The organism is Arthrobacter sp. ok362 (assembly GCF_900102785.1).
In the GTDB taxonomy this organism is placed as follows: Bacteria; Actinomycetota; Actinomycetes; order Actinomycetales; family Micrococcaceae; genus Arthrobacter.
Genome location: NZ_FNGC01000001.1, coordinates 465,495 through 481,758 on the forward strand (window position 1 = coordinate 465,495; position 16,264 = coordinate 481,758).

Below are 16,264 nucleotides of genomic sequence, written 5' to 3' on the forward strand. Positions count from 1 at the left end.
GGCCCGGCCACTTGCCCGTTTCCTTACCCGTTACCCTTAACAAGTGAGTTTTACCATTCCCTCCCCAGCGGCCAGCACGACTTCTCCAGCAACGCCTCCGGCAGTGGCGCCAGCAACGCATCCGGCAGCGCCGCCAGCTGCCAGTGCAGGCCCGGCTGCCGCAATGGAAACTTCCGGAGCGGCCCAGCCCCGCACGTACCAGGTGCGCACCTTCGGCTGCCAGATGAACGTGCACGATTCCGAGCGGATGGCCGGCATGCTGGAGGCCGCCGGCTACGTTCCGTCCGCCGGTGAGCTGGCCGACGTCGTGGTCTTCAACACCTGCGCGGTCCGGGAGAATGCCGACAACAAGCTGTACGGCAACCTTGGCATCCTTGCCCCGGTCAAGGCAGCCAACCCGGGAATGCAGATCGCCGTCGGCGGATGTCTGGCACAGAAGGACCGGGAGACCATCCTCAGGAAGGCGCCGTGGGTGGACGCCGTGTTCGGCACCCACAACGTCGGTGCCCTGCCGGCGCTGTTGGACCGGGCCCGCCACAACAACGAGGCCCAGCTGGAGATTCTCGAATCCCTGGACGTCTTTCCATCCACTCTCCCCACTAAGCGGGACTCCGTCTATTCAGGCTGGGTATCGATCTCCGTGGGCTGCAACAACACCTGCACGTTCTGCATCGTTCCAGCCCTGCGGGGCAAGGAAAAGGACCGTCGTCCCGGCGAGATCCTCGCCGAAATCCAGGCACTCGTGGACGACGGCGCCATCGAAGTAACACTGCTGGGCCAAAACGTGAACTCATACGGCGTCGAATTCGGCGACCGGCAGGCGTTCTCCAAGCTCCTGCGCGCCTGCGGCGACATCCCGGGCCTGGAGCGCGTCCGGTTCACCAGCCCGCACCCGGCTGCCTTTACCGACGACGTCATAGACGCCATGGCCGAGACCCCCAACGTCATGCCGCAGCTGCACATGCCCTTGCAGTCCGGCTCGGACAAGGTCCTCAAGGACATGAAGCGCTCCTACCGCTCCACCAAGTTCCTCGGCATCCTGGACAAGGTCCGGGAGAAGATCCCGCACGCCGCCATCTCCACGGACATCATCGTCGGGTTCCCCGGCGAGACCGAGGAGGACTTCCAGGCCACCCTCGACGTCGTGGAGAAGTCCCGGTTCGCCACTGCCTTCACCTTCCAGTACTCCAAACGACCGGGCACGCCTGCCGCGGACCTGCCGGACCAGCTGCCCAAGGCCGTGGTCCAGGAACGCTTTGAGCGCCTCACCGCCCTGCAGGACCAGATTGCCGCAGAGGAAAACGCCCGGCAGCTCGGCCGCCGCGTCGAGGTCATGGTGACAGCCCAGTCGGGCCGTAAAGCCCAGGAAACCCACCGACTCTCCGGCCGGTCTCAGGACCAGCGGCTGGTGCACTTCTCCGTGCCCGCCGGCGCCGAGGTGCCCCGGCCCGGCGACCTGGTGACCGTCACCATCACGGAGGCGGCGGCGTTCCACCTCATCTCCGACCCTGCATCGGCGGATGACTACAGCCTGCGCCGGTCCCGTGCCGGTGACGCCTGGGACCGTTCCCAGGCAGATTCCTGCGGCGCTGGCCCGGCGGGCAAAACCAGTCCGGCGGGCAAGACCGGCGCGACGGGCAGCTCCGGCGTGTCGCTGGGCATGCCCAGCCTCCCGGTCCGCGGCCGTTAGCGCCGTGCCCGGCCCGGAGGGCATCGCCCAGGCCACCGCCGCGTCGACGGCACTGCAGGGCGCACGGCTGGCTGCGCCGCCGGTGATCGCCGTCGTCGGCCCCACGGGATCCGGCAAATCAGACCTGGCCGTCGCCCTCGCCCTCGCGCTCGACGGGGAAGTCATCAACGCCGACTCGATGCAGTTCTACCGCGGCATGGACATCGGCACCGCCAAGATCACCGACGCCGAACGCCGGGGCGTGCCCCATCACCTCCTGGACATCCTGGACGTGACCGAGGAAGCATCCGTCTCGGACTTCCAACAGCAGGCCCGGGCCCTGATCACCGACATCCACGGCCGGGGGAAACGGGCCATCCTGGCCGGCGGCTCGGGACTCTACGTCCGCGCCGCGCTCGATGTCCTGGAGTTCCCCGGCACGGATCCGGACATCCGCCGCCGGCTCGAGACGGAACTGGCCACGGCGGGACCCGCGCCGCTGCGGGAACGGCTGGAAGCAGTGGACCCCGTGTCTGCGGGCCGGCTGGGCGATGACCGCAGGATCATCCGCGCCCTGGAGGTCTTCGAACTCACCGCGCGCCCATTCAGCTCGTTCATGCCGGCCCGCGAATACTTCCAGCCTGCCGTCCAGATCGGACTCGACGTTGACCGGGAACTGCTCCGGGAGCGGCTGGCGCACCGCGTCCACGCGATGGTGGAGCAGGGGCTGCTGGACGAAGTGCGACGACTGGACGCCGCGGGGCTCCGCAACGGCCGGACCGCGCCACGGGCCCTCGGCTATGCCCAGTTCCTCCGAGTCCTCGACGGTGACTCCAGCCTGGAGCAGGCCGCAGACGAAACAATCATCGCCACCCGGCAGTTCGCGCGCCGCCAGCTGACCTGGTTCCGAGCGGATCCGCGGGTCACCTGGCTCGGCTGGCACGATCCTGACTTGGTAGCCGAGGCCGCCGCCCTGTGCCGGACGACACCCGTTCTGCCGCCGGCGTAGCGTTCGGGCCACGGTGCCGGAACGGTCAGGGCGGAACGGTAACCTTGGAGCATGGACGAATCCCAAGCCGTAGCCGCTGACCGTAGTGCCGGCGACACCGCACCCCTCAGCGGTCTGAAGTTTTCCAAAGGCCACGGAACGGGCAACGACTTTGTCCTGATCGCAGACCCCAACGGCACACTCACGCTCAGCCCCGAGCACGTCGCGGCGCTCTGCGACCGGCACCGCGGCATCGGCGGTGACGGCTTGATCCGTGCCGTACCTTCCCGGCTCCTGCCCGAGGGGCAGGAATTGCTGACCGCGCACCCGGACGCCGAGTGGTTCATGGACTACCGCAACGGCGACGGATCGCTCTCTGAGATGTGCGGCAACGGAGTCCGCGTCTTTGTGCACTTCCTCATCGCCGAAGGCCTCGTGGGCCTTCCAGCCGGCGAGTCCCTCGTCATTGGAACCCGCGGCGGTGCCAAAACGATCGTCCGGACAGCTGCAGGCTACGCCGTGGATATGGGCCCCTGGGAGTTCATTTTCCCGGGCGAGGCGACCGCGCGGGCCATGGATTCGCTCGTCAGCGCCGAGGGGCTCGAAGTCGCCCGGCCTGCCCTTTCCGTCAGCATGGGCAACCCGCACACAGTGGTGGCCCTGGCCGAAACGGCCGAACTGGAGGCCACACAGCTGTTCACGGCCCCTCGGGTGGACCCGACGCCACCGCACGGCACCAACGTCGAATTCGTTGTGCCGTCCGAACCGCTGGTCCACGACGGCACGGGCACCATCACCATGCGGGTCCACGAGCGGGGAGTGGGGGAGACCCAGTCATGCGGCACCGGCGCCTGCGCCGCCGCCGTCGCCATTCGCCATTGGGCCGGCCAGGGCGCACCTGACGCGTGGAACGTCCACGTTCCTGGCGGCGTCGTCGGCGTGAAATTCTTCCTGGGCCCGGAGGGGCACGAACACGTCGAACTCAGCGGCCCGGCCGTGATCGTCGCTACTGGGACGCTTTCCTGACCCGAAGGATCCGGAACGACTTCGACGTGCTCTCCCGGGTCACGCTGAAGCCGGAGTCGAGCTCCGCCGCCAGCCAGCGCTGCAGCGAGTCCGAGCCGAGGTTCTTCTGTACCACGAGCCAGGCCGATCCACCCGGCGCCAGCCTGGGAATCCACAGACGCAGGAGGGCATGAAGCTCATCCTTGCCGATCCGGATCGGCGGGTTGGACCAGATGGTGTCAAAGCGCAGTTCGGGGTCCACGGCGTCCGGCGTGCTGGCGGTCACGTTGTTCAACCCCAACAGCCCGGCGTTTTCATTGGTGAGGGTCACGCAGCGTTCGTTCACGTCCACCGCGTAGACGTGTGCGTGCGGTGCCCGCAGGGCCATGGTCAGGGCGATCGGTCCCCAGCCGCAGCCGATATCCAGCAGGTTGCCTTGCGGCGCCGGAGCCGGGACGTCGGCGAGCAACACGGCCGTTCCCTTGTCGATCCCGTCCGGGCTGAAGATCCCTGAGGACGTCTGCAGCCGGCGCGTTTCACCGGCGAGATCCACGGTGAGCGGCTTGCGGGTGAAGGGCCCGGCCGGCTGGGCGCTGAAATAGTGTGCAGACTCCATAATGGGCCAGATTAGTTGGCGGCCCGCCCCAATGGGAAACCGGGTGGGAACGCCAGCGTCTGCTAGGCTAAAAAACATGATCTTGATCTCCAAGTAGCCGGCACGGGTCTTGTCCCGTCCCCGTAGCGACGCAGGTAAACGCCTTCCGCTGAGTGCGCCATCGCCAGGGTGAGTTTTCTCACCCGCGGGCGCCCGCATCACTTGGAATCCAGCCGCTTTCCCAGGCACCGTGTTTTTGCTGGCACCGTGCTCCTTGGCCCGCCCCGGGCCCGGCTCGGCGGACGGCACCCACCTCACTGTGTTTCCCACAAACAGGGTTTCCCACAAGCAGGGTTTCCCACAAGCAGGGTTTCCCACAAACAGGGTTACCCACAAACAGGGTTACCCACACCAGGCGCATTTGCCGCCTCTACCTTCACCCAGCCAACGCTCCGGATGGAGCCAGCCCTGCCCCGGCACCGTTGCCGCGGGCATTCCAGGAGGCCTGTATGACCCCCCGCCGTCAGCCCAGCGCGAATACCGCCCCACAGAGCAACAATCGGCACTATTCTGAAAGTGCCGAACCCTTAAAGGAGACCATGACCAGCCACCCCAACACCGGACCCGATTCAGCAGCCCAGGACATGAGTCCTGAGGAGATTCAGGCTGTTATCGACCGGATCCTGTCCAAGGACACCCCGGCCCCAGGCGCAGGCCGTGGCGGCGGCTCCGGAGCCGGCACCAACGGAGGCGCCGGTGCGGGCACCGACGGCCCGACGTCGGTGCTTGGAAAGGCGCAGGCTATCTCCCGTCTGGACGAGGTGTACACCAACTTCGACGGCGACCAGCAGGATCTTGAGGAACGCCACGCGCTGCGCCGCAAGGCGGGCCTGTCCACCGAACTCGAAGACGTCACCGAGGTCGAATACCGGCAGTTGCGCCTTGAGCGCGTCGTCCTGGCCGGCCTCTGGACCGAGGGTACCCTCGCGGATGCCGAGAACTCCCTGCGCGAACTTGCGGCCCTCGCCGAGACCGCCGGCTCCGAGGTCCTCGACGGGCTGGTCCAGCGGCGGACCAAGCCCGATCCCGGAACCTTCCTCGGCTCCGGGAAGGCGCAGGAACTGAAAGCCATCGTGATGTCTACCGGCGCCGACACCGTAGTCGTCGACGCCGAATTGGCCCCGTCCCAGCGGCGCGGCCTGGAGGACATCGTCAAGGTAAAGGTCATTGACCGCACGGCGCTGATCCTGGACATCTTCGCGCAGCACGCCAAGAGCCGCGAAGGCAAGGCGCAGGTGGAACTGGCCCAGCTGGAATACCTGCTCCCGCGCCTGCGTGGCTGGGGCGAGTCGATGTCCCGCCAGGCCGGTGGCCAGGTGGGCGGCGCCGGCGCCGGCATGGGTTCGCGTGGTCCCGGTGAAACCAAGATCGAACTGGACCGCCGCCGGATCCGCACCCGAATGGCCAAGCTGCGGCGGGAAATCGCCGCCATGAAGCCCGCCCGGGAAACGAAGCGGGCCAACCGCCGTCGTAATGCGGTGCCCTCGGTGGCGATTGCCGGGTACACCAACGCCGGGAAGTCCTCGCTGCTGAACCGGCTGACCGATGCCGGGGTTCTGGTGGAGAACGCCCTGTTCGCCACCCTGGACCCCACCGTCCGCAAGGCCGAAACCGCTGACGGGCTCGGGTACACCCTGGCGGATACCGTTGGATTTGTCCGGTCCCTGCCCACCCAGCTCGTGGAAGCATTCCGCTCCACGCTGGAAGAGGTGGCCGACTCGGACCTGATCCTGCACGTCGTGGACGTCGCGCACCCGGACCCGGAAGGCCAGATCGCCGCTGTCCGGGCGGTCTTCAGCGAAGTCGACGCGCGGAAGGTTCCGGAAATCATTGTCCTGAACAAGGCCGACGCCGCGGACCCGTTCGTGGTCGAGCGGCTGAAGCAGCGCGAGCCGCGCCACGTGGTGGTCTCGGCCCGCACGGGTGAAGGCATTCCGGAACTGCTCAAGGCCATCAGCGACGGCATTCCGCGGCCGAGCGTGAAGCTTGAACTGCTGATCCCGTACAACCGCGGGGACCTGCTCAGCAAGCTCCACGAGACCGACGCCGAGATCCTCAGCCTCGATCACGAGGAAACCGGGACCCGTGCCGTGGTGATGGTGCGTGAAGGACTCGCCGCTGAACTGGATCCCTTCATCAGCAATGACTGAGGCTGCGTTGACCAGGGCTGACGCCGAACCTGCGGACGCATCGTCCGATGCCGACGTCGATGCGGTCGCGGGCGCGGCCGGCGAGGAGTTCGTGGTTAAACTCCTCGACCGTGCCGTGTCCGGCATGGGCGGCCAGAGCCGCGATGGCCAGCACGAAATGGCCCGGCAGGTGGCGCGCGCGATAGACGGCGGCGACCACCTGCTGGTCCAGGCAGGCACCGGCACCGGCAAATCACTGGCGTACCTGATTCCGCTGATCGCCCATTCGCTGACCAGCAACAAGCCCACCTTGGTCTCCACCGCAACCCTGGCACTGCAGACCCAGATCGTGGGCCGGGACCTGCCCAGGCTGCTCAAGACCATCACCCCTGCCCTGGAACGACCCGTCAAGGTCGCCCTGGTGAAGGGCCGGTCCAACTACGTGTGCCGGCACAAACTCGAGGGCGGCTTCCCGTCCGAAGAACCTTCCGAGGGACAGCTGTTTTCCCTCGGCGAGGACACGAGCGTGCCGCATTTCGCCGCTGCACTTGGCGGGCCGTCCTCCCAACTGGGCAAAGAAGTCGTCCGCCTGCGCGAATGGGCCGAAGAGACTGCGACGGGGGACCGCGACGAGCTCATGCCCGGCGTCACGGACCGGGCCTGGCGCCAGGTCTCGGTCACCTCCATGGAATGCCTCGGCGCGCAGAAATGCCCGCTCGCGGCCGAATGCTTCAGCGAGCTGGCACGGCAGAACGCCGCCGACGCCGACGTCGTGGTCACCAACCACGCCATGCTCGCCGTCAGCGCTTTCGAAGGCCTGGCGGTGCTGCCCGAGTACGATGTCGTGGTGGTGGACGAGGCGCACGAACTTCAGGACCGCGTCACGGGCGCGGTCTCTGGCCAGCTCTCTGTGGCGATGGTGCACGCCGCCGCGTCCGGGGCCCGGAAGCACACGGGCATCACGGTCGACGCGCTGAACAATGCCGCCGCCCACCTGGAGCTGGCCATCGACGGCGTCCCCAGCGGGTTGATGCCCAACGGCCTGAACAGCGAGCAGCTGGACTGCATCGACCAGCTGCGCGACGCCTGCCGCGCCGCCCTGTCCGATTCGAAGGGGGACAGCTCCGCGTCAGCCGACGGCGGACGCCAGCTGGCCCGGTCACGCCTGATGGTCATCCTCGAACTCTGTGAACGCCTCCTGGCCGCGCGCGAAAACCGCGAAGTGGTGTGGTTCTCCCGCAACAGCAGCTTCGACCCGGCGCAGGGCTACTCCCAGCCGGACGAGAGCGCGCCGGCCCTGATCAATGTTGCCCCGTTGAGCGTCGCTGGGCGTTTGCGCGAGGGTTTGTTCGCGGACCACACCGTCATCCTGACCTCGGCCACCCTGGCCATCGGCGCCGCCTTCGAACCTGCCGCCGGCGGCCTCGGCCTCGTTGGCAATGGCGCGCCGAGCTGGACCGGCGTCGACGTCGGGTCCCCCTTCGACTATCCGAAGCAAGGCATCCTCTACGTCGCCCGGCACCTGCCCAAACCCGGCCGCGGGACCTCCCCTGAGGCCTTGGACGAACTGGAAAAGCTGATCCGCGCTTCCGGCGGCGGTGCCTTGTGCCTGTTTTCATCGCGGCGCGCGGCCGAGGACGCCGCGGAGGCCATGCGGCCCCGGCTGGGCCTCAGCATCCTGTGCCAGGGGGAGTCGACCATGACGGCGCTCGTGCGGCAGTTTGCCGACGAGCCGGACACGTGTTTGTTTGGCACGATGTCCCTTTGGCAGGGCGTCGACGTTCCGGGGGTGTCCTGCCGGCTGGTGGTCATTGACCGGATTCCCTTCCCGCGGCCGGACGATCCGCTGATGACGGCACGCTCGCGGGCCGTCGCCCAGGCGGGCGGCAATGGCTTCATGTCCGTCTCGGCTACGCACGCCGCCATTCGGCTTGCGCAGGGCGCCGGACGGCTGATCCGCTCGACGTCGGACAAGGGCGTGGTGGCAGTGCTGGATTCGCGGCTGTCCACAGAGCGGTACGGCGGATTCCTCCGTGCCGCGCTTCCGCCCTTCTGGCCTACCACCGATTCGTCGATAGCCTTGGCTGCCCTGGAGCGCCTGGCGAAGGACTCCGGGCAGCCTGCCACGTAGGCCGGGCAGCCTGCCACGTAGGCCGCGCGGGTAGCCCGGGGGAGTGCGGCATTCCTGCCCAGTTGCTTTCCTTCCGCCTCCGCGCACCCGCGGAATACCAGCCTCGTCCCGGACCGGTTGGCCCCCGCGCCGCGAGTAAGTGGGCGGGAACGCGAAGGGCCCCGTCCGACGTCGGACGGGGCCCCCATGCGCTGTTGCCGGTGGGCCTCAGAGGGAGCGGAGCACCGAGACGACCTTGCCCATGATGACGGCGTGGTCGCCGAGGATGGGCTCGTACTGGGTGTTTTGCGGCAGCAGCCAGGTGTGGCCGTCCCGCTGGCGGAATGTCTTCACCGTGGCTTCGTCGTCCAGCAGTGCGGCAACGATGTCGCCGTTCACGGCATCACCCTGGCGGCGGACAACCACCCAGTCGCCGTCGCAGATGGCGGCATCGATCATCGAGTCGCCCGCCACCTTGAGCATGAAGAGTTCGCCATGACCCACGAGCTGGCGGGGCAGCGGCATGACGTCCTCCACCACCTGGTCCGCGAGGATCGGCCCGCCGGCGGCAATGCGTCCGACGAACGGCACCATCGCCGTGTCGGTGGCGCTGGCGAGCTCCGTCACTGACAGGCCGCCGACGGCCCGCAGGCCGCTGGACTTCTCGACACCCGAAATGGCCGTGGTCCCCTCGTCCAGGGTCAGCGGCATGAGCACTTCCATGGCCCGGGGGCGCTTCGGATCGCGCCGCAGGTAGCCGAGCTTTTCAAGCTGGGAGAGCTGATGGGTCACACTCGACAGGCTGGCCAGGCCGACAGTGTCGCCGATCTCGCGCATGGACGGCGGATAGCCCTTGTCCGTGACGGACCGCTGGATGGTCTCCAGGATTTTCTTTTGCCGGACGGTGAGGCTCTTGGGGGCCCGGGCGGGCTGCGGGCTCCGTGAGGTGGCCCTGCCGCCGGTGGCTTGTGCTGCCATGTTCGCCAACGCCTTTCCGTTCCGCCCGGCTGCCGTGGCTGCTGTCACCGGGAACTTCCGGCCTGAAATGTCAGACCCTGCTGATCAACTACCAATGAACTCACACAGGGAGTTCATTAGCGGTTGTCCTGTCCCTCAAAAATAGGCCAGCCGCAGGGCTTTTTCAAACATTTGTTCTAGCGAGTCTCGACATCGTTCGTTAGTAAGTGCTAAAACAGAACAAGCAGAGTTCGAATATGTGTTCGATTCCGGGGTTTCCACTCCGGATCCGGTGTTCGGTTCTATGTTCGAAGGTTCGGCCGGTTGGCGGCGAGTACGTGGAGTACGCCGGGCGGCACCGTATGGTCCAGGAGGGCTCAGTTCATGTCAGCTTCAAGCGCGTTTCAAGGCACTTTCGTTCAGGGCGCCAGCCGGCCCAAGCAACCCCCGCTGCGGCTTACCCGGCGCGGACGCTTCGTCTTCTTCGGTGTCCCGCTGATCCTGCTGGCGGCGCTCATCTTGTCGTTGAGCGGATTCCTCAACGCGCCCGCGAAAGCGGCAGATTCCGCGGACCAGCTCTCTGTGACGCCGACGGTTTCCGTCACGGTGCAGCCGGGGGAGTCGCTCTGGGCCATTGCGGGGTCCGTGTCCCCGGAGCGCGATCCCCGCGACGTCGTGGCCGATATCGTGCAGCTGAACAATCTGGACGCCGCGCGTGTGATGCCGGGCCAGCAGCTGTTCGTCCCGTCCAAGTAACACCTCCCGGCGCAGTCGCAGGCGTCACAGTTTCAGCGCCCGTCCCGCTAGCACTTAAACTGGTCACGTGACTGACCAGCTTGAGCGCCTCAACCGACTGCCCCTCCGAGCCAATCTGCGTGGCCTGCGTCCGTATGGCGCGCCGCAGCTGGACGTCCCCATTCTGCTCAACGTCAACGAGAACACCCATGGTGTCCCGGCTGATGTCCGGGCTGCGATCACCGAGGCCGTCAGCGCCGCCGCTGCCGGGCTCAACCGCTATCCGGACCGCGAGTTCACCGAATTGCGCGAGGCCCTCGCCGAATACCTGGGCCACGGCCTGGACGCGGGGAATATCTGGGCCGCGAACGGTTCCAACGAAGTCCTTCAGCAGATCCTCCAGGCATTCGGCGGCCCCGGCCGGACGGCCCTCGGGTTCCCTCCCACGTATTCGATGTACCCGTTGCTGGCGGCTGGCACGGATACGGAGTACATCGTCGGTGCCCGCGCGGCAGATTATGGGCTCAGCGCGGAATCGGCGGCCCGGCAGGTCCGCGAGCTGCAGCCGAACATCGTTTTCCTGTGCTCGCCGAACAACCCGACCGGTACGGGGTTGGGGCTTGATGTCGTCGAGACCGTCTATGACGCCGGCGAGGCCAGTCAAACCATCGTGATCGTTGACGAGGCTTACCACGAGTTCGCCCACGACGGCACGCCCAGTGCCCTCACGCTGCTGCCTGGCCGGGAGCGGCTGATCGTCTCGCGCACCATGAGTAAGGCCTTCGCCCTCGCCGGTGCGCGGCTCGGCTACATGGCCGCGGCCCCGGAGGTCGCGGACGCGCTGCGGCTGGTCCGTCTGCCGTACCACCTCTCGGCCATCACCCAGGCCGCGGCCCTGGCTGCCCTGCGCCACCGGGGGGCGCTCATGGCCGACGTCGAGGACATCAAGCGCCAGCGTGACCGGATCGTGTCGGAACTGACGCGGATGGGCCTAAGGCCGGCCGCCTCCGACTCCAACTACGTGTTCTTCGGCGGCCTGGAGAACCCCCACGAGGTCTGGCAGGGCATGCTGGACGCCGGTGTCCTCATCCGCGACGTCGGGATTCCGGGGCACCTTCGCGTGACTGCCGGCACTGAGACAGAAACCACAGCCTTCCTTGAGGCCCTTGAACGCATCCTGAACGGCTCCGCAAAGCCGCAGGCCTAGACTTGGTGGGGAGCCCGAGCGCCCCGCCAGACCGCCCAACACCCTGCCTTCTTCCAAAGGACACATCTACATGAGCAACACGGGATCCACCGCCGCCGAGGGCCGGACCGCACGCATGGAACGGACCACCAGTGAGTCCTCGGTCCTGGTCGAGATCAACCTGGACGGCACCGGCGTTTCAGACATCAGCACGTCGGTCCCGTTCTACGACCACATGCTGACAGCCCTCAGCAAGCACTCCTTGATTGACATGACCGTCAAGGCCACCGGTGACACCCACATCGATGTGCACCACACTGTCGAGGACGTGGCCATCACCTTCGGCGAGGTTCTGCGGACCGCCCTGGGCAACAAGGCCGGGATCCGCCGGTTCGGCGAGGCGACAGTGCCCCTGGATGAGGCCCTCGCGCAAGCCGTCGTAGACGTCTCCGGCCGTCCCTACCTGGTCCACGCCGGGGAGCCGGCAGGCCAGGAATACCACCTGATCGGCGGCCACTTTACGGGCTCCCTGACCCGCCACGTGTTCGAGGCGATCACGCTGCACGCCGGGATCTGCCTGCACATGAACGTCACTGCCGGGCGAGACCCCCACCACATCGTCGAGGCCCAGTTCAAAGCCTTTGCCCGGGCGCTGCGCGCAGCTGTCGAACCGGATCCCCGCGTCGAGGGCATCCCGTCCACAAAGGGTGCTTTGTGACCGGCCCGCTGCTCCGCGACGGGGCCATCATCGATCCCGCTGCCGCGACCAAGCCGGTGTCACCGGAGGGCAAGCCAACTGTTACGGTGCTGGACTACGGCTCCGGGAATGTCCGGTCCGCCGTCCGCGCGCTGGAGCGGGCCGGCGCCGAAGTCATCCTCAGCTCGAAGCCTGAAGATGTCCTCAACGCCGACGGCCTCGTCGTCCCCGGTGTCGGCGCCTTCGAAACCGTCATGCGCGAACTCAAAGCCGTTGACGCCATCCGCATGATCGGCCGCCGTGTCGCCGGAGGCCGCCCCGTGCTGGCCATCTGCGTCGGGCTCCAGGTGCTGTTCGAGGCCGGCGTCGAACATGGCACCGAAGCCGAGGGCATGGGGGAGTGGCCTGGCAAGGTTGAGCTGTTGCCTGCCGACGTCGTGCCCCACATGGGCTGGAACACCGTCTCCGTCCCGGAGGGGTCCAGGCTGTTCGCCGGGGTCGAGGGCGAGCGCTTCTACTTCGTGCACTCCTACGGTGTCCAGAACTGGGACTTCGACGTCATCCAACCGCGGATGACGGCGCCGCTGGTGACCTGGTCCGACCACGGCGCCCCGTTCATCGCGGCTGTGGAAAACGGCCCGCTGTGCGCCACCCAGTTCCACCCGGAGAAATCCGGCGACGCCGGCGCCCGGCTGCTGCGCAACTGGGTCCAAGGCCTGCGCCCCGCGCCCCCCGAACGAACCGCAGCCCCGGAAGGGACCGCCTAGATGTGGTCCCTGGTACTCATGGGCGTCGCAGGCCTGCTGGTTGGCGGCGCGCTCTCCTTCCGGCAGCAGAAAAGTCCGCTCTGGGTGCAGATCGTTTTCTACATCCTGGCCGGAATGTCGCTGCTGGCCGCCTACCTCCTGACCCTGCCGGCGTCCTGACGGCCCCGCTCCCAACGACCATCCCCAAGCTGAGGACTCCACGATGACCACCGAAACCCCGCTGCCCGTACTTGAGCTCCTGCCCGCCGTCGACGTCGTCAACGGCCAGGCCGTCCGGCTCGTACAGGGCGAAGCCGGCAGCGAGACGAGCTACGGCACTCCGCTGGAGGCCGCCCTCAACTGGCAGCAGCAGGGGGCCGAGTGGGTGCATCTGGTCGATCTGGACGCGGCGTTCGGGCGCGGCTCCAACGCCGAGCTCCTGCGCGAGGTCGTTGCGCGGCTCGATATCAAGGTGGAGCTCTCCGGCGGCCTGCGCGACGACGAATCCCTTGAGAAAGCCCTCGACCTCGGCGTCGCCCGCGTGAACCTGGGCACCGCGGCACTGGAGAACCCCGAGTGGACGGCCCGGGTGATCGAACGCTTCGGCGAGAAAATCGCCGTCGGCCTGGATGTCCGCGGAACCACGCTCGCCGGCCGGGGCTGGACCAAGGAAGGCGGGGACCTCTGGGATGTGCTCGGCCGCCTCGAGGACGCCGGCTGCGCCCGGTACGTCGTGACCGATGTGACCAAGGACGGCACGCTCCAGGGCCCCAACGTCGAACTCCTGCGCCAGATGGTCGAGAAGACAGGAAAACCTGTGGTCGCTTCCGGCGGCATTTCCAGCCTTGAGGACCTATTGGTCCTGCGTTCCCTGGTGCCGCTCGGCGTCGAGGGCGCCATCATCGGCAAGGCCCTCTACAACGGCAACTTCACACTGCCTGAGGCCCTCGACGCCGCCGGCCGCCGCTAGGCGGTCAGTGCCCCATGACGCACACCCACGATCCCCACAACGGAGCACAGCCTGGCACGGGGGCAGGTCCGGTCCGGCATCTGCCCGGACACATCGCGGCCGCCCTTGCCGGCGCCGGCGGGGCCACAGACTCCGCCGGCCAACCTTGGGCTGGCCGCAGCCTGTCCGGCGATGACGCAAAGATCCACAATTTCGAGGACGACGACGGCACCGCCGACGCCGGCTACCTTGCGGCTTTGGCCGACCTCGCCTCCGGCGCGGGCGACGAAGCCGCCGTGGTTGCCGCGCTTGCCACCGCCCGGGTGTTCGTGCCAATCCTCGCCCAGCTCGCCGAAGAGGGCGAAGCCGTCACGCGCCCGCAAGAGAACAAACTGCACGGGGACCAGCTGCACTCGGACAAACAGGCCGACATGGCCCTCGTGACGCTCAAGGCGCCGGACGGACGGACGGCCATGCCGGTGTTCACCTCGGCGGCGTCACTGAAGGCGTGGCATCCGGAGGCCAGGCCGGTCGCCGTGTACGCGGCCCGGGCCGCCCTGTCCGCGGTCGCGGAAGGCGCCGAGTTGCTGGTGCTCGATCCCGGCTCCGACCTGACGTTCGTGGTGCGCCGGCCGGCGGTATGGGCCCTCGCCCAGCAGCAGAACTGGACGCCGTCGTACGCCGATCCCGACCTCGCAGCGGCCCTCGGGGAGGGCGCGGTTAGCTTTCCTGCGGTCCGCCGTGTTGAAATTCATCCGGGGGGAGGAGTTGCCTCGGCCACGGCCGATGGCAGGCGGCTCCCCGGTGGGGGCGCCGGCCCGGAACTCCGTGTGGTCCTCTACCTTGAAGACGGGCTCGACGCCGCCGGCGTGCAGTCCATCGTCGCTGGCCTCAACAACGCCTGGGCCCGGAATGAAATCTTTGCCGAGCGGGTTGATTCGATCGAGGTCAAGCTGCAGCGCGCAGCACCATAGCTGACGGCCCAACGGGGGGACTTCCCGGTGCTGCCGTGGGCAGTACCAGAAGGATGTAGTCCGTGAATTTCGCGCTTTACCGTCAGCTGCTGGCCGTCCGGCCCATCAGGCGGCTCCTATTGGTCGGCATGATCGCCCGCATACCGCACTCGGCGGCCGGCGTCCTGCTGACCCTGCACATCGTCCTGACCCTCGGCCAGGGCTACGCGGCCGCCGGCGCAGCCGCCGCCGTGATGACGATCGGAATCGCCGTCGGAGCGCCCTGGCGCGGCCGCCGGGTCGACACCGTGGGGCTGCGTAAGGCGCTCATTCCGTCCGTCGTCTCCGAGACCGTCATCTGGTCGATCGTGCCGCACGTCTCCTACGAGGTCCTGCTGCCCCTGGTGTTCATCGGAGGCCTCCTGACCCTGCCCATCTTCAGTGTGGTGCGGCAGTCACTCGGCGTGCTGGCCCCCGGGGAACAGCGCCGCACGGCCTTCACCCTGGACGCCATCGCCACCGAACTGGTCTTCATGATCGGCCCCGCTGTCGGAGCCGTCGTCGCCACCAGCGGACAGTCCGTCCTGGGCCTGACAGTAGTGGGAGTGGCGACATCCGTCTCGGGACTCTTCCTCATGTGGTTCAACCCGCCCACCCGGAGTGCTTCTCCCGATGCCGGGCTCGAGGCGCAGGAACTGGAATGCGCGGAAGCCGCCGTCGTCGCCGCCGCGCCGGCCCACCTGCAGGAGGCCGCAGCCGAACTGGCACCCCTGGCAGCCGCCGCCGAGGAACGGCGCCAGCGGCGCTCCGGCCTGCGACACCGAGTCATCCACAACTTCAGCTGGTTCACGGCCGCCGTGGCTGCCGTATTCGCTGTCGCGGCCGGTGCGGGCATGGTCCTCAGCGGCACCGACGTCGGCATCGTCGCGGCCCTCCAGACCGGCGGCCATGAGTCCGAAATCGGCATCGTGTTCCTCTTCTGGTGTGCGGCCTCGGTGGTGGGCGGCATCCTCTACGGCGCCATGCACCGGCCCATTTCCCCGATCCTCCTGTTGTTGGGGATGTCAGCGCTGACCGTCCCGATGGCCTTTGCGACCGACGTCTGGACGCTGAGCCTGCTCGCGTTGCTGCCGGGTCTGCTGTGCGCGCCGGTGTTGTCCGCGGCCTCGGAAAAGGTGGCCGAACTGGTTGACGAAAGCCGACGCGGCGAGGCGATGGGCTGGTACGGTTCATCGCTCACCGGCGGAGTGGCTCTGGGTGCGCCGCTTGCCGGACTGTTCATCGACCTCATCGGCCCCTCAGCCGGCTTCGTGTCCGTGGGGCTGGCGGGCGTGGCCCTCTGCCTGGTGGGACTCGTCCTGCAGCACGCGCGGCGCCGCCGCCTGGCCCACGTCTGACCGCATACCGCCTGAGGCACCCGCACAGCAAGGGCGTTAACGACGACGGCGGCGGGCGGACCTAAGTGGTCCGCCCGCCGCCGCTTAT

15 protein-coding genes are annotated in these 16,264 nt (G+C 67.8%); 13 read left to right on the plus strand and 2 right to left on the minus strand.

All coding sequences use genetic code 11. The features are described from left to right. The first annotated feature begins 163 nt into the window (after positions 1-163). The 3 genes from miaB (at position 164) to dapF (ending at position 3,683) form a co-directional block, all read left to right on the plus strand. Complete coding sequence (miaB, locus tag BLQ10_RS02120; protein WP_091557750.1) at positions 164-1,690, plus strand: tRNA (N6-isopentenyl adenosine(37)-C2)-methylthiotransferase MiaB; 1,527 nt, start codon at positions 164-166, stop codon at positions 1,688-1,690. A 67-nt stretch (positions 1,691-1,757) separates the two neighbouring features. Continuing rightward, positions 1,758-2,678: a tRNA (adenosine(37)-N6)-dimethylallyltransferase MiaA gene (gene miaA / locus BLQ10_RS02125; RefSeq protein WP_091557968.1), complete on the plus strand. Its 921-nt coding sequence runs from the start codon at positions 1,758-1,760 to the stop codon at positions 2,676-2,678. A gap of 51 nt (positions 2,679-2,729) precedes the next feature. Then, on the plus strand, positions 2,730-3,683 hold the full coding sequence (gene dapF / locus BLQ10_RS02130) for a diaminopimelate epimerase (protein ID WP_091557752.1): 954 nt from the start codon (positions 2,730-2,732) through the stop codon (positions 3,681-3,683). Here the strand turns inward: dapF and BLQ10_RS02135 are convergent. Then, positions 3,664-4,278 carry a class I SAM-dependent methyltransferase gene (locus tag BLQ10_RS02135; RefSeq protein ID WP_091557755.1) on the minus strand — a complete coding sequence of 205 codons (615 nt, stop codon included), beginning with the start codon at positions 4,276-4,278 and terminating at the stop codon, positions 3,664-3,666. The two genes, dapF and BLQ10_RS02135, sit on opposite strands and share 20 nt — an antisense overlap. Before the next feature lie 578 nt (positions 4,279-4,856). Between BLQ10_RS02135 and hflX the strand changes: the two genes are divergently transcribed. Both hflX and BLQ10_RS02145 read left to right on the plus strand, forming a co-directional pair. After that, positions 4,857-6,467 carry a GTPase HflX gene (gene hflX / locus BLQ10_RS02140; RefSeq protein WP_091557757.1) on the plus strand — a complete coding sequence of 537 codons (1,611 nt, stop codon included), beginning with the start codon at positions 4,857-4,859 and terminating at the stop codon, positions 6,465-6,467. Further along, a complete protein-coding gene (locus tag BLQ10_RS02145) occupies positions 6,460-8,577 on the plus strand; it encodes an ATP-dependent DNA helicase (protein WP_302847273.1) in 2,118 nt (705 codons plus the stop codon). Before hflX ends, BLQ10_RS02145 begins: the two co-directional genes overlap by 8 nt. Positions 8,578-8,784: 207 nt before the next feature. Here the strand turns inward: BLQ10_RS02145 and lexA are convergent, their stop codons facing one another. Beyond that, positions 8,785-9,534, minus strand: coding sequence for a transcriptional repressor LexA (gene lexA / locus BLQ10_RS02150; RefSeq protein ID WP_091557978.1), 750 nt, complete (start codon positions 9,532-9,534; stop codon positions 8,785-8,787). Between the two features lie 363 nt (positions 9,535-9,897). Here lexA and BLQ10_RS02155 point away from each other — a divergent pair, with 363 nt between their 5' ends. The 8 genes from BLQ10_RS02155 (at position 9,898) to BLQ10_RS02185 (ending at position 16,176) form a co-directional block, all read left to right on the plus strand. After that, complete coding sequence (locus BLQ10_RS02155) at positions 9,898-10,269, plus strand: LysM peptidoglycan-binding domain-containing protein (RefSeq protein ID WP_254785350.1); 372 nt, start codon at positions 9,898-9,900, stop codon at positions 10,267-10,269. Between the two features lie 67 nt (positions 10,270-10,336). Next, a complete protein-coding gene (locus BLQ10_RS02160; RefSeq protein WP_091557760.1) occupies positions 10,337-11,455 on the plus strand; it encodes a histidinol-phosphate transaminase in 1,119 nt (372 codons plus the stop codon). Between the two features lie 70 nt (positions 11,456-11,525). Next, positions 11,526-12,152: an imidazoleglycerol-phosphate dehydratase HisB gene (gene hisB / locus BLQ10_RS02165; protein WP_091557762.1), complete on the plus strand. Its 627-nt coding sequence runs from the start codon at positions 11,526-11,528 to the stop codon at positions 12,150-12,152. After that, positions 12,149-12,898: an imidazole glycerol phosphate synthase subunit HisH gene (gene hisH / locus BLQ10_RS02170; protein ID WP_091557765.1), complete on the plus strand. Its 750-nt coding sequence runs from the start codon at positions 12,149-12,151 to the stop codon at positions 12,896-12,898. The genes hisB and hisH overlap by 4 nt, the downstream gene beginning before the upstream one ends. After that, a complete protein-coding gene (locus BLQ10_RS22245) occupies positions 12,899-13,057 on the plus strand; it encodes a hypothetical protein (RefSeq protein WP_175558436.1) in 159 nt (52 codons plus the stop codon). A gap of 43 nt (positions 13,058-13,100) precedes the next feature. Then, complete coding sequence (priA, locus tag BLQ10_RS02175) at positions 13,101-13,847, plus strand: bifunctional 1-(5-phosphoribosyl)-5-((5-phosphoribosylamino)methylideneamino)imidazole-4-carboxamide isomerase/phosphoribosylanthranilate isomerase PriA (RefSeq protein WP_091557767.1); 747 nt, start codon at positions 13,101-13,103, stop codon at positions 13,845-13,847. A gap of 14 nt (positions 13,848-13,861) precedes the next feature. Continuing rightward, the gene (locus BLQ10_RS02180; RefSeq protein ID WP_175558437.1) at positions 13,862-14,800 is read left to right on the plus strand and encodes an SseB family protein; all 939 of its coding nucleotides are present in this window, start codon (positions 13,862-13,864) and stop codon (positions 14,798-14,800) included. A gap of 62 nt (positions 14,801-14,862) precedes the next feature. Further along, on the plus strand, positions 14,863-16,176 hold the full coding sequence (locus BLQ10_RS02185) for an MFS transporter (protein ID WP_091557770.1): 1,314 nt from the start codon (positions 14,863-14,865) through the stop codon (positions 16,174-16,176). Positions 16,177-16,264 lie beyond the last annotated feature (88 nt).

Excerpts from the sequence above, each read along its gene's own strand:
- BLQ10_RS02145 (WP_302847273.1), top strand. The coding sequence starts at position 6,460 with ATGACTGAGGCTGCGTTGACCAGGGCTGACGCCGAACCTGCGGACGCA.
- BLQ10_RS22245 (WP_175558436.1), top strand. The coding sequence starts at position 12,899 with ATGTGGTCCCTGGTACTCATGGGCGTCGCAGGCCTGCTGGTTGGCGGC.
- miaB (WP_091557750.1), top strand. The coding sequence starts at position 164 with ATGGAAACTTCCGGAGCGGCCCAGCCCCGCACGTACCAGGTGCGCACC.
- hflX (WP_091557757.1), top strand. The coding sequence starts at position 4,857 with ATGACCAGCCACCCCAACACCGGACCCGATTCAGCAGCCCAGGACATG.
- lexA (WP_091557978.1), bottom strand. The coding sequence starts at position 9,534 with ATGGCAGCACAAGCCACCGGCGGCAGGGCCACCTCACGGAGCCCGCAG.
- BLQ10_RS02155 (WP_254785350.1), top strand. The coding sequence starts at position 9,898 with ATGTCAGCTTCAAGCGCGTTTCAAGGCACTTTCGTTCAGGGCGCCAGC.
- hisB (WP_091557762.1), top strand. The coding sequence starts at position 11,526 with ATGAGCAACACGGGATCCACCGCCGCCGAGGGCCGGACCGCACGCATG.
- BLQ10_RS02135 (WP_091557755.1), bottom strand. The coding sequence starts at position 4,278 with ATGGAGTCTGCACACTATTTCAGCGCCCAGCCGGCCGGGCCCTTCACC.
- priA (WP_091557767.1), top strand. The coding sequence starts at position 13,101 with ATGACCACCGAAACCCCGCTGCCCGTACTTGAGCTCCTGCCCGCCGTC.
- BLQ10_RS02180 (WP_175558437.1), top strand. The coding sequence starts at position 13,862 with ATGACGCACACCCACGATCCCCACAACGGAGCACAGCCTGGCACGGGG.
- dapF (WP_091557752.1), top strand. The coding sequence starts at position 2,730 with ATGGACGAATCCCAAGCCGTAGCCGCTGACCGTAGTGCCGGCGACACC.